Raw genomic sequence first — 13,076 nt, forward strand, 5'->3', positions numbered from 1 at the left:
ATTGCAACAGCCTCTTTTATATATTACTCTATTCTTTCTCCTACTTTAAATCCAAACTCATAATCTATAATAAGTTTAGTTCCATCTTCTCTATAGTAAATTGATGGACCAAATAATTTACCTTCTCTATATGAAATATCTTTAATTAAACGATTATTTTCATAGAATATATGTCTACCATCTTTTTTGTTTTTTCTAAAGTTTCTTTCAGAAAGAAGATTACCATTATCATCATAATCAAACCAAGTTGATTTTTCAGGTAATGAAGAATTTTCTGATGCATAATATTCAATTAACATAACTTTACCATCTTCATGGAAAAATACTTGTTCTCCTACATGATGATTATCTACAAAATTTTCTATTGAAAGAAGAATAGGTTTATCTATATTTTCACTATCATGATATATCCATTTTGCGCCTTCAAACATTCCTGATTTTAAAGTAAATATAGATGTTTCATTATGTGTAAATAGAATATATTTACCAGTTCTTTTTACACCTTTAGTTTCATCGCCAACAGTATCAACAAATCTATCAGATTTAACATTATTTTTTTGTTCAATTAATTTACCATTTTCATAGATATCTATATCCATGATTAATCCTTCTTTATCAAGTCTAAATTGTTCACCATCTAAAATACCATTTTTATAGTTTGCAATTCCTATAAGTTCTGTTAAGTAGTCAATTGATTTTAATAATTTGTATTGTCCATTTAATACTGGTGTATTGTCCAATCCTAAATATTGTTTCATCTAAATCACCGCTTTCTAAAATATATACTTCTAATATATTATATCTCAAAAAATTATAAAAGGAAGAATAAAAAATAAAAAAATATGAAAATATAAAAAATTAGATTTGAAGCTACTTAAAATATAAGTAAAATATATACTTTTATTCAAAAATATGATAAAATAAATGTAAAATAAACAAGGAGAAGTGACAATGAATAAAAATATTGTTGTACATAAATATGGAGGTTCTTCAGTTGCTACAACTGAAAAGATTATAAACATTGCTAAACATTTAATTGAGGTAAAAAAAACAGGGAAAGACTTAGTGGTAGTTGTTTCAGCTATGGGTAAAACAACAGATGGTTTGATTAAACTTGCTAATGAAATTACAAATAACCCAAATAAAAGAGAATTAGATAGATTAATGTCAACAGGTGAACAACAAACAATAGCCTTACTTTCAATTGCATTAATGGAATTAGGTCAAGATGCGATATCTCTAACAGGAGAACAAGCAGGGATTAAAACATTAGGGCTACATACTAAAAATACTATAGAAAGTATAAATAATGAAGTAATAATGCAGCATTTAAAAGAAAATAAAATCGTTATTGTTGCAGGTTTTCAAGGAGTTAATGAAAAAGGTGATATAACAACACTTGGAAGAGGTGGATCAGATACATCTGCTGTTGCACTTGCATGTTCATTAGGAGCTGAATGTAGAATATATACTGATGTTGATGGAGTATATACTATAGATCCAAGAATATATACAAATTCTAAAAAAATAGACTATATATCTTATGAAGAAATGATGGAACTTGCATATTTAGGAGCTGGAGTTATGGAGCCACGTGCTGTAGAACTAGGGTTTAAATATGGTACAGAAATATTCGTAGGAAGAACATTAGGAAATGAAGACGGAACTGTTATAACATTTAAGGAGAGAATAATGGAAAAAAAAGAAATAAGAGGAATATCAGTTAATAAAAATACTTTAATGGTAACTATAGATAATATACCGACTTATGCTAAAAATCTTTATCCAATTTTTAAAAAAGCTAGTGAATATGGAATAACTATAGATATGATAAGTCAAAATGATGTGATAGCTGAAAATGGAAGTATAGCATTTACAACACCACGTAGTGATGAACAATCATTAAATAAAATGATAAAAGAATTAGATGAAAATTACAATGTAATAATTAATCCTAATGTGGTTAAGGTATCACTTGTAGGAATAGGACTTGCAACTTCATATACAACAATAGCTAAAGTATTTGAGGTTTTAGCTAAAAATAATATAAGTTTCCATCAAATTTCAACATCAGAAATTACAATTTCTTTAGTTGTTGAAGAAAGTATAGGAAATAAGGTTGCTACATTATTAGCAGAAAAATTTGAATTATAAGGTGGTAGAATGAAAAAAACAATAGTTTTTTCAATATTTTTATCTGTAATATCATTGCCTAATAATGCTATAAATACAGCTGTTATTAATGCTGATGATTATAAAAATATAGATAAAAAACAACAAATAAAAATTATATCATCAAAAATAGATAGTAAGACTTATCCTAAAAAATCTGATTTTATTGATTTTTTAGATAAAGCTATGACTAATAACTTAAAAAAAGAAGAAGTAGATTTTTTAGAAAATTTATCTTTAATAATAGCTAGCGATGTTGATATAGATAAAAATAATTTGAAAACTTTTAGTGATAAAATTGAAAGTGTAAATGATACAGTTTTTAACTATATTTCTATAGTAAATTTAAGTAAAGATGATTTTTTAAATTCACACAATGAAGCATGGATTGCAAAAACAGCAAATTCTACATATTTGTCAGATGAAATATTTTTAAGTATAGAATTATTGCAAAATAACTATTCTAAAATGGAAGAAATTATATCAGATATGGAAGTTAAGTTCCCTAACTATCCATTAAATAAATATAATAGGTTGCTATATTTATCTTTAAGTAATCCAACTAAAATAAGTGAAGATGATATAATAAAGGTAAGACAGGATATAAGAAAGATAAATTCGAAATTTTATCCTGAACTTGAAAAGTATAAAACTAAGTTATTAATGATGACTCATTTAATGCAGGCAAACTACTATTTTAATATAAAGGATGCTGAAAAACTTAAATTACTTAAGAAAAAGATAAATGAAACTAAGTTAAAAGAAAACTTAAGTTTAGAGAGAATAAATAATTTTATAGATTATACATTAAGATCTTTAGGAGATGAAAAATAATGAAATATTCAAAAAGTTATGTTGCAATAGTTACGCCTTTTGATGATAATTTAGAAGTAGATATAAATAAATTAAAAGAGCTTGTAAAATTTCATAAAGAAAATGGTACGCGTGGAATAGTTGTTTGCGGTACTACAGGAGAAGCTGCAACATTAAGTGAACAAGAGTATATTTTAACTATAAAAACAGTTATAGAAGAAGCAAATGGAGAAATACAGGTAATTGCAGGGGCTGGTTCAAACTCAACTGAAAAAGCTGTTTATTTAACAAAATTATGTAAAAATTTAGGAGTTGATGCAGTATTATCTGTTGTACCTTATTATAACAAGCCTAGTCAAAGAGCATTGATTAATCATTTTAAAAAAATTGCAGAAGTTGGTCTTGATGTAATATTATATAATGTTCCAAGTAGAACAGGTATAAATATGGAGGCAGGTACTACTATAGAACTTTCAAAAGTAGAAAACATAGTAGGAATTAAAGAAGCAACAGGAAGTATAGAACAAATGATAGAAATAGCAAATAACACTAAAGATTTTGCTATACTTTCAGGAGAAGATAATTTAATATTACCTATGCTTTCAGTAGGATGTGTTGGTGTAATATCAGTTACAGCAAATATTTTACCTAGAAAAGTTGCAGATATTTTTGAATTAGATGGTAAAGAAAGATTAGAGCTTCATAAATATATGTATGATATACATAAAAATATGTTTATTGAAGGAAATCCTGTAACTATCAAAAATGCTATGAAAATTTTAAATATATTAGATAATGATAATGTAAGAGAACCTCTTTTAAGTGCTTCAGAAAATACTGAAAGTAAATTAAGAGACTTATTTAAAGGAAAAGGTTTAATTTAATGGAAATGAAATTTGAAAAATATACAGGTATAGGAAATGACTTTATAATAACAGACTATGATGTTACAGTTAAAGATGTTATTAAATTATGTAATAGAAGATTTGGTATAGGTGCAGATGGTTTAATTAAGTTAACCCAAAAAGATAACCTATATTATATGACTTTTTTTAATTCAGATGGAAGTTATGCACCTATGTGTGGTAATGGAATTAGATGTTATACGCATTATTTATATAATAACAATTTAATAAAAGGAAATAGTATTGATATAGACACTAAATCTGGGATTAAACATATAGAGTATAAAGTTGAAAATGAAGAATTTAAAGTTAGAGTTAATATGGGAGTTTCAACAAAAGATTCATTTAATAATGAAATTAAGATTTTAGATAGAACTTTTAGTTATTCTTATACATATACTGGGACTGACCATATAGTAATATTTGTTGATAAGAATGAATTAAATGAAGAATTTGTTATTAAATATGGTAGTTTAATACAGAAAGAAAAAGATGCAAACGTAAATTTTGTAAATATAAAGAGTAGAGATAATATTGATGTTATAACTTATGAAAGAGGAGCAGGTTTAACTTTAGCTTGCGGAACTGGTGCATGTGCATCGGCCTATATTTCAAATTACTATAATTATACTGATAATAATGTGAAAGTTAACCTTTTAGGAGGTAATTTAGATATAGAATTATCAGATAGTATATATATGACAGGTAAAAGTGAATATTTATTTAAAGGAAGTGTAATGTTATGAAAAATTTAGCTATAGTTGGGGCAACTGGTCTAGTTGGATCTACATTTTTAAAAGTAATAGAAGAAAGAAAAATACCGTTTAATAAGTTGTATTTATATGCTTCTAAAAGATCAGCTGGTAAAAAAATTGAATTTTTAGGTAAAGAATATGAAGTTATAGAACTAAAAGAAGAAAATATTAAAGATGATATAGATTTTGCACTATTTTCAGCTGGAGGTTCAATATCAACAGAATTTGCACCTAAATTTGCAAAACATGGAGCCATAGTAATTGATAATTCAAGTGCATGGAGAATGGATAATGAAGTTCCATTAATAGTTCCTGAAGCAAATCCAGAAGCTATTAATGATATTAAAAAAGGTATTATAGCAAATCCAAATTGTTCAACTATACAATGTATGCCAGTTTTAAAAGCATTAGATAAGGCTTATGGACTTGAAAGAGTTATTTATTCTACTTATCAATCTGTTTCAGGTGCAGGGATGAATGGACTTAAAGATTTAGATAGAAATTTAAATGGAGAAGAGTCACAAAATTTCCCTTATCAAATTGCATTTAATTTAATTCCACATATAGATGTGTTTTTAGATAATGGATACACAAAAGAAGAAATGAAAATGGTTAATGAAACACGTAAAATTTTAAGTTTACCAGAATTAAGAATAAGTGCAACTTGTGTTAGAGTACCTATTAGATATTCACATTCTATTTCTGTTAATGTTGAATTTAAAAATGAATTTGACCTAAATGAATTAAAAGAAATATTAAGAAATACAAAAAATGTAATTGTTGAAGATGATGTAAATAATAAAATCTATCCTATGCCTATAAATGCAGAAGGAACAGATGAAGTTTATGTTGGAAGAATAAGAAGAGATGAATCAGTTAAAAATGGAGTTAATCTTTGGATAGTATCAGATAATATTAGAAAAGGTGCAGCAACTAATACAGTACAAATATTAGAATTATTTTTATAGGATAAATTATGATTAGAAAAGAAATTTTAAAATTAAATAATAATGAAAATATAGATTGGTATAATATTATATCTATTAATGAAGAAGATAAGCAGGAATTAATAAATAAAGAGTTTATAACTAAAAGATTTTTAGAATATGCAATAGATGTTGATGAAAGTGCTAGATTTGAAAATGATAAATCTAGAAATATTCAATTATTTTGTTATGATATACCATATTTTGATAATTTTATAGGATCTATTGCAACAACTCCCATAGTTTTTATTACAAAATATAATGATGTGTATACTTTTATTACCGATAATGATGATTATGATGAGTTAAATGATTTATTGTATAAAATAGTTCATAAAAAGGTATACGATAGTATATTACATTTAATATTAGAAGTGTCATATGAATTTTCATTTATATATCATGACAAAATAAAATTTATTCATAAAGAGAGAAATGAAATAAAGAAATCTTTTATTAAAGATAATAAAAATACTGATATATATAAACTTTTAAATTTAGAACAAGGGTTGACTTATTTAACTAGTTCTTTAAAAACAAATTTAATGGCATTAAATTCTATTAAAAGGAAAAAAGATGATTTATTAAATATAGAAATTGAAAAATTAGAAAATATTATTATAGAGTTAGAACAAGCAACAGAAATGTCAGATATTGCTTTAACTATAATTGATAAAGAAAAATCTACATATTCTACAGTTATAGATAATAATTTAAATAAAACTATGAAATTTTTAACTGCATTTACAGTTGTTCTTACAATTCCAACTTTAATATATGGATTTTGGGGAATAAATACTCCTGTACCATTTCAAGAAAATCCTAATGGATATATATATGTAATTTTAATATCATTGTTATTTTCAATAATAACAGTTATACTATTTTGGAAAAATAAATTTTTTAAATAAGGAGTGAGATATGTTAGATATAGATATTAGCTATGATATTTCAAATGATAAGGAATATTTAGATGAGGATAAAATAAAAGAGTTTGCTGAATATATAGTTTCAGGAGAAAAAGAAGATGAATATGCTAAAAATGATTACTATATTTCACTTTTAATAACTAATAATGAAAATATTCAACAAATAAATAAGGAATATAGAGGAAAAGATATGCCTACAGATGTAATATCTTTTGCATACAATGAAACAGAAAATTTTGGACCAGTTGAAGTAATAGGTGATATAGTTATATCACTAGATAGGGTAATAGAACAATCTAATAGCTATAATCATAGTGAGGCAAGAGAATTTTATTATGTATTATGTCATGGCTTATTGCATATTTTAGGTTATGATCATATAGAAGAAGAAGATAGAATTAAAATGCGTAGCAAGGAAGAATTCTACTTGACTAAATTTAATTATACGAGGGAATTATGAAGCAAGAAGAAAATAAAAGATCTGAAATAGAAAGCTTAAACTATGCTATAGAAGGGATAAAGTCAGCTTTAAAAAGTGAAGCTCATATGAGATATCATTTTTTAGGAGCATTTGTAGTATTAGTTTTAAGTTTAATAATAGATATTAGTAAATTTGAAATAATGTTAATTATTGTTATGATAACACTTGTAATATTTGCTGAACTTGTAAATACAGCTATAGAAAAAATAGTTGATTTAGTATCACCAGAATATCATGATATAGCTAAATTTGTTAAAGATGTTGCGTCTGGATCAGTACTAGTAAGTACAATAGGTGCAGTAGGAGTAGGATATTTAATATTTTATGATAGATTACTTGCAATATATTTTAACGGAGATAACTTTATAAAACTAGTTGGTCGTGTTGGTAATTTAAGTTTAATAATATTTGCTATTATTTTTATAATTGTAATATCAATAAAAGCATATTTAAATAAAGGAACTGCTCTTGAAGGAGGAATGCCTAGTGGACATTCTGCACTTGCTTTTTCTATATTTACTATAGTTTGGTTTATAAGTAAAAGTCCTAGAATTAATGTTTTAGTATTTATAATGGCTTTACTTGTAGCTCAAAGTAGAATTAAGTCAAAGATACATACGCTAAGTGAAGTATTTGTAGGAAGTTTGATAGGATTTGGGGTAACATTTATTATACTTGAGATTTTATATAAATTTGGGAAAATAGTATTGTGAGGTGTGTATGTTAATAAATTATATTAAAATATTTATTATAGCAGCTATTCCTATAATAGAATTAAGAGGAGCTATACCATATTCACAGATATATAATTTACCATATATACCTAGTCTATTATTTGCTATAATAGGTAATTTAGTACCTATGCCATTAGTTTATTATTTTGCAAAAGAGATATTAAATTGGGGTAAAGATAAGAAATTTATAGGAAAATTTTTCTCTTATGTATTAAGAAAAGGGCATAATGCCGGTGAAGAATTAATAAAAAAAAGTAAAAATGGTATATTTATAGCTTTATTATTATTTGTAGCTGTACCAATTCCAGGAACAGGAGCATATACAGGTATGCTTGCAGCTTCAATATTAGATATAGATTTTAAGAAAAGTTTTTTAGCTATATCTTTAGGAGTCATAGGTGCAGCAATAATAGTATCTATATTAACATTTGCTATTAAAGCTATTTAATAAAAATGACACTTCTTAATGAAGTGTCATTTTATTAATATCTCTTTTAATATCTCTTTCTTTAATACTTTCTCTTTTATCATAATTCTTTTTACCACGAGCAAGAGCAATTTTAACTTTTATAATTCCCCCTTTATTGTATACTGAAAGAGGGACAATAGTATATCCTTTTATTTTAGTTTTTTCATGTATTTTTGAAATTTCTTTTTTGTGTAATAATAACTTTCTAACCCGAGTTTCATTTACATTATTAATATTACCAAAAGAATAATTTGAAACAAACATCCCCATAATAAACATTTCATTTTTTATTATCCTAACAAAACTTTCTTTTATACTAACTTTAGTTAATTTAATTGATTTAACTTCTGTTCCTTTAAGTTCTATACCTGCTTCATATTCATCTTCAATGAAATAGTCAAAGTAGGCTTTTTTATTATTAGCAAGTATTTGCATTATATTACCTCCGAAGTAATTTCTATTCTTTCATAATCTAAATTTAATATACGTATATTTACATATTCACCTATAAAATATTCTTTATTATCACTAGTTGATATTATAGAATCTTCGTTAAATGTATAGTTTGGTGAATTTTCAATATATGAACATACTTCTATATTATTAGAAAGTTGTAAAAATACTTTAGAACCTTTTATTCCAGATATCATTGCTTGCATAATTTTTCCTTTTTTTGATTTCATGTAATCAAGAAGTTTTAAATTAATAGAGTCTCTTTCTAGTCTTTCAGCAATTCTTTCTGTATTTGAAATATGTTCAGCAATGTTTTTAAATTTAGTATCTAATTTATTTAGATCAAGATTTCTATAATTTGTAATAGAGTAGTATAACATTCTGTGTACTACTAAATCAGAATATCTTCTAATAGGAGAAGTAAAATGTAAATAGTGATCAAGTGCAAGACCAAAATGTCCTAAATCTTTATTATGATATTTTGCCTTCATCATAGATCTTAATATCAGTTTATGGATTAAATATGATTTTTCACCATCTTTACTACTATTTATTATTTTTGACATTTTACTTGGCTTAATATCTTGTATATTTTTAATATTATATCCAAGTAAATTAAGTTTTTTATTTAATTCAGAAAGTGAATCATAACTAGGTGTTTCATGTACTCTATAAATAGCAGGGAGTTCTTGCCAAAATAATTTTTCAGCAACAGCTTTATTTGCTTCAATCATAAAATCTTCTATAAGGTTTTCAGCAAGACCAGAAGATCTAGTTTTAATTTCAGAAACTTGATTATTTTTATCAAGTATTACTTTAATTTCTGGAATATCAAAGTTTATCATACCTTTTTTATTTTTTTTATTTCTTAACATTTTTGAAAGTTCAAGCATATCATGAAGCATAGGTAATTTATTAGATTTTGTTTCAAATATATTATTTACTTCATCATATGAGTATCTTTCTTTTGAATTAATAATTGATTTAAAGAAATCTGTTTCTATTAATTTACCTTTTAGATTATATTTAAGTTTAATAGTAAAGCATAATTTATCTTCATTAGGATTTAAAGAACATAAATTATTTGATAGTTTTTTAGGAAACATAGGTATAACTTTATCAACTAAATATACTGAATTTCCTCTATTAAATGCTTCCTTATCTAGTAGAGAATTTTCTTTTACAAAATGGGAAACATCAGCTATAGATACCCATAGGGTATAGAAATTATCATCTTTTTCAAGATATATTGCATCATCTAAATCTTTAGCTGTAATATCATCTATGGTGATAGTATGCTTATCTCTTAAATCAATACGATTTTCTAATTCCTTTTCTATAACAGGTCTTTTTATTTTAATAGCTTCATTTCTAATATCCTTAGAAAAAGAAGTTGGTATATTAGACCTATCTAATATATTATTAAATACATTTTCTGAATTATTTATATTACCATAGTTTTTAACTAATTCAGCACTTATACTTTTATAATCTTTTATAGTAGTATTATTTATTTTAACAGAAACTAAATCATTAACATTTAAATCATTTAATTTAGGTAATCTTACTAATATATCACTTCTATTTAGTTGAACTAGTATCTTATTTTTCCAAACACGAATAACCCTACCGTAGTAGGGCTCTTTTTGTTTTTCTATAATTTCTAGAACTTTACCTGTTTGAGTTTTTAAATCAACTGCAACTTTTATAGTGTCGCCATCAAAAGCTCCTTTAAAGTTTCTAGGTTGAATTGTAATTTTTTTATCATCTTCTGTAAAAACAAAGGCTATACGTTGATACCTGTATATAAACTTTGTTGTTAATATTTTGTTCATTTTACCTCTTTGATTAAAGAATTTCTTAACTCGATAGTATTAGGGTGGATAAGAGATTCTTTATCTATTAAATGTTTAATTTTAATATCTAATTCAAGCAGTATAGCTTTCTCTAGACTAGTTTTTGCAAGATTTCTAATTTCATCTACACCAGGATAATCACGACCATCTTCAATAGCATCAGCTAAATATACAATTTTATCAATTAATGTCATATTAGATCTTCCTATTGTGTGATAACGAATAGCATCGAGTATAGCTTCATCAGTTATATTAAAATTCTTTTTAATATAGTCAGCAGCAGCAAAACCATGTAGTATTTGATTAATATTAAAACCATTTTCAAAAATATATTTATATTTATCATCTATAATATTAAGAGCATCTTCATCTTTGAAATTTTTAGCTAAATCATGGAAATAACTTGCAATTTCAACACTTTCAATAGGCGCATTATATATTTTTGCTAATTCTATTGCTTTGTCTCTAACTCTTAATACATGATTATATCTTTTTTCTGGGATTAGAGCTTTTTGAGTTTTCTCATAAAATTCAAAATTTTCCATTTATCCTCCTAATTTGAATCAATTTCAATAATAATATCTTCTAAATTTTCAAAATTATTCTTAAGAGTTTCTTTAACAGAGTTTGCAAAATTATTCATAGTTTTAGAATCTAATTTTGAAAAAGCAGAATTTAATTTAACAATTAAAGTATTTTTATCATTTCTATTAATGTTATATGCTGCTAAAAATTTATAGTTATTATTTGAAAAAGGGCTTAATTTAATAATCTCTTCTATATAATCTCCTTCATCTATTATTAAGTCTTTTTTGTCAACTTTAGAAATATCATAATTCTTATTTTGACTATTATACATATATATAGAAATAGAAGATTCTTGTTCTTCTACAGTAGTTATATTATCATTTGATGAATATCTATTAAAGAAATTATCTTTTGCATAAAAAACTACGCTTAAAAAAGCTAGAAGTACTAGAAAAATTAACAATTTATTTTTTTTCATATTTTACTCCTCAAAATTTTCACGTATTGCATCAGCTATAGCTATAGATGCTTTTGTTTGTCCTGAATCACTTGCAAGTACTGCAGAATCACTTTCATTAGTTATAAATCCTAATTCTATTAAAATACTGGCTGATTCACTTCCACGAAGAACTGCAAAGTTTGCACCAAATACACCTCTTCTTCTAAATTTCATAGCTTTAACATATTTAGAAAGTATTAAATCTGCAATATTTGCACTTTTTTCTTTAGTTTTACTTATAAAGAAATCACCTAAAATTTGATTAACAAGACTTACTTTTTTAGCTTGATTTTCATCAAGTTTTTCCTCATACTCTATAAGTTTTGAAGTATATGGATTAGTTTCTTTTGAAAAATAGAAAATTTCAGATCCGTTTGCAGTAGCAGCACCAGCATTTAAGTGTACACTTACAAATAAGTCTGCCGAATTTCTATTTCCTATTTTTGGTCTTTCACTTAGACTTATAAAAGTATCATCTTTTCTAGTTAGAATAATTTTATGATCTCTTTCTAAATTTTTTGCTATTTTTTGTACTACCTGCAGGGCAATTTCTTTTTCCATTCTTCCAAATCCACGTGCACCAGAATCATGTCCACCATGACCAGCATCTAAAACAATAGTTAACTGCTTTTTAGTTAATCTACTAATTTTTTTAGGTACATTAGTTTTTACTTGATTAATTTTAATAACATTATCATTGTATGTAACTTTTGAGGTATATCCATATTGAGAATAAGTATAAATACCTATGTTATTATTTGAAATGTTATTTATAACTATATTTTTATAATAATTATCATCGATATCAATATTTTTAGCAACAGAATCTGATATAGTGGTATTTTTTAAGTTTATATCAAGAATGTTATAATCAATATTATTTGTTGCTATTTTATTATTATTAACACTAGGTGCACGTACTTTAGAGTCAAAAGTAAGTGTAAATTCACCATCCCTATAACTTACATCTTCTAATTTTAATGAGTAAGATAAAAGAGGGAAGAAGATTAATGCAGATAGTAATATCCTATTTTTTATTTTACCAAACATTATACACCTTCCTATTTAACTGCCTCAGAAACAGAACTTAATGATATAGTTAAATGTGAATTTTTATCAACTTTAATTAATAAAGTCCCATCTTCATTAATTTTTTCTATATTACCATAGATACCACCTATAGTAATTATTCTATCACCAATTTTTAAATTTCCTAATAAATTTTCAATTTTATTTCTTCTTTTTTTACTTGAATAGTAATTAAGTGCTATAAGTAAAGCAATTACTACTAAATATATAAATGTTACTAATAATATATTTGACATTTTATTATTCCTTTCATATATATTTATATGTACTAATTATACCATAAAGATATTTAAAAATCTATAAAGTTTTCACTTGAACTTCCTTTATTTTTACTTTATTAACTTGATTTATAAGTAATAATATATTCTCAAATTTGAAAAAATTTTTAGATAAAAATAGGCGGTATC

Annotated in this window: 16 protein-coding genes; 9 read left to right on the forward strand and 7 right to left on the reverse strand. The window is 24.7% G+C overall.

Translation table 11 applies throughout. The annotated features are described in order from the left end of the window. Window positions 1-23: 23 nt before the first annotated feature. Window positions 24-758: a toxin-antitoxin system YwqK family antitoxin gene (locus tag AYC59_RS03300; RefSeq protein ID WP_066895177.1), complete on the reverse strand. Its 735-nt coding sequence runs from the start codon at window positions 756-758 to the stop codon at window positions 24-26. A gap of 193 nt (window positions 759-951) precedes the next feature. Here AYC59_RS03300 and AYC59_RS03305 point away from each other — a divergent pair, with 193 nt between their 5' ends. From AYC59_RS03305 to AYC59_RS03345, 9 genes are read left to right on the forward strand one after another with little or no spacing between them, the layout of a single operon-like run. Further along, window positions 952-2,154 carry an aspartate kinase gene (locus AYC59_RS03305; protein ID WP_066895179.1) on the forward strand — a complete coding sequence of 401 codons (1,203 nt, stop codon included), beginning with the start codon at window positions 952-954 and terminating at the stop codon, window positions 2,152-2,154. 9 nt (window positions 2,155-2,163) lie between these two features. Then, a complete protein-coding gene (locus AYC59_RS03310) occupies window positions 2,164-3,006 on the forward strand; it encodes a hypothetical protein (RefSeq protein ID WP_066895181.1) in 843 nt (280 codons plus the stop codon). Further along, on the forward strand, window positions 3,006-3,869 hold the full coding sequence (gene dapA / locus AYC59_RS03315; protein ID WP_066895183.1) for a 4-hydroxy-tetrahydrodipicolinate synthase: 864 nt from the start codon (window positions 3,006-3,008) through the stop codon (window positions 3,867-3,869). Before AYC59_RS03310 ends, dapA begins: the two co-directional genes overlap by 1 nt. After that, window positions 3,869-4,636, forward strand: coding sequence for a diaminopimelate epimerase (dapF, locus tag AYC59_RS03320; protein ID WP_066895185.1), 768 nt, complete (start codon window positions 3,869-3,871; stop codon window positions 4,634-4,636). The genes dapA and dapF overlap by 1 nt, the downstream gene beginning before the upstream one ends. Beyond that, on the forward strand, window positions 4,633-5,613 hold the full coding sequence (locus tag AYC59_RS03325; protein WP_066895187.1) for an aspartate-semialdehyde dehydrogenase: 981 nt from the start codon (window positions 4,633-4,635) through the stop codon (window positions 5,611-5,613). The genes dapF and AYC59_RS03325 overlap by 4 nt, the downstream gene beginning before the upstream one ends. A gap of 8 nt (window positions 5,614-5,621) precedes the next feature. Continuing rightward, a complete protein-coding gene (locus tag AYC59_RS03330) occupies window positions 5,622-6,542 on the forward strand; it encodes a magnesium transporter CorA family protein (protein ID WP_066895189.1) in 921 nt (306 codons plus the stop codon). Between the two features lie 10 nt (window positions 6,543-6,552). Beyond that, window positions 6,553-7,020: an rRNA maturation RNase YbeY gene (gene ybeY / locus AYC59_RS03335; protein WP_066895191.1), complete on the forward strand. Its 468-nt coding sequence runs from the start codon at window positions 6,553-6,555 to the stop codon at window positions 7,018-7,020. Continuing rightward, the gene (locus tag AYC59_RS03340) at window positions 7,017-7,754 is read left to right on the forward strand and encodes a diacylglycerol kinase (RefSeq protein ID WP_066895193.1); all 738 of its coding nucleotides are present in this window, start codon (window positions 7,017-7,019) and stop codon (window positions 7,752-7,754) included. The genes ybeY and AYC59_RS03340 overlap by 4 nt, the downstream gene beginning before the upstream one ends. Window positions 7,755-7,761: 7 nt before the next feature. Beyond that, entirely contained in the window at window positions 7,762-8,223 is a 462-nt protein-coding gene (locus AYC59_RS03345; RefSeq protein ID WP_066895195.1) for a COG2426 family protein, read from the forward strand. A gap of 15 nt (window positions 8,224-8,238) precedes the next feature. Here the strand turns inward: AYC59_RS03345 and smpB are convergent, their stop codons facing one another. The 6 genes from smpB to yajC are packed head-to-tail and all read right to left on the reverse strand — an operon-like array spanning window position 8,239 to window position 12,905. Next, complete coding sequence (smpB, locus tag AYC59_RS03350; protein WP_066895197.1) at window positions 8,239-8,679, reverse strand: SsrA-binding protein SmpB; 441 nt, start codon at window positions 8,677-8,679, stop codon at window positions 8,239-8,241. Next, entirely contained in the window at window positions 8,679-10,532 is a 1,854-nt protein-coding gene (locus AYC59_RS03355) for a ribonuclease R family protein (RefSeq protein WP_066895199.1), read from the reverse strand. Before AYC59_RS03355 ends, smpB begins: the two co-directional genes overlap by 1 nt. Next, entirely contained in the window at window positions 10,529-11,098 is a 570-nt protein-coding gene (gene yqeK, locus AYC59_RS03360) for a bis(5'-nucleosyl)-tetraphosphatase (symmetrical) YqeK (RefSeq protein WP_066895201.1), read from the reverse strand. The genes AYC59_RS03355 and yqeK overlap by 4 nt, the downstream gene beginning before the upstream one ends. A gap of 8 nt (window positions 11,099-11,106) precedes the next feature. Further along, the gene (locus AYC59_RS03365) at window positions 11,107-11,559 is read right to left on the reverse strand and encodes a hypothetical protein (protein WP_066895202.1); all 453 of its coding nucleotides are present in this window, start codon (window positions 11,557-11,559) and stop codon (window positions 11,107-11,109) included. Between the two features lie 3 nt (window positions 11,560-11,562). After that, entirely contained in the window at window positions 11,563-12,630 is a 1,068-nt protein-coding gene (locus AYC59_RS03370) for an N-acetylmuramoyl-L-alanine amidase family protein (RefSeq protein ID WP_066895205.1), read from the reverse strand. A gap of 11 nt (window positions 12,631-12,641) precedes the next feature. Further along, window positions 12,642-12,905 (reverse strand): preprotein translocase subunit YajC, encoded by a 264-nt coding sequence (yajC, locus tag AYC59_RS03375; RefSeq protein WP_066895207.1) that lies wholly within the window; start codon window positions 12,903-12,905, stop codon window positions 12,642-12,644. Window positions 12,906-13,076 lie beyond the last annotated feature (171 nt).

Source organism: Pseudostreptobacillus hongkongensis, from assembly GCF_001559795.1.
GTDB lineage: Bacteria > Fusobacteriota > Fusobacteriia > Fusobacteriales > Leptotrichiaceae > Pseudostreptobacillus > Pseudostreptobacillus hongkongensis.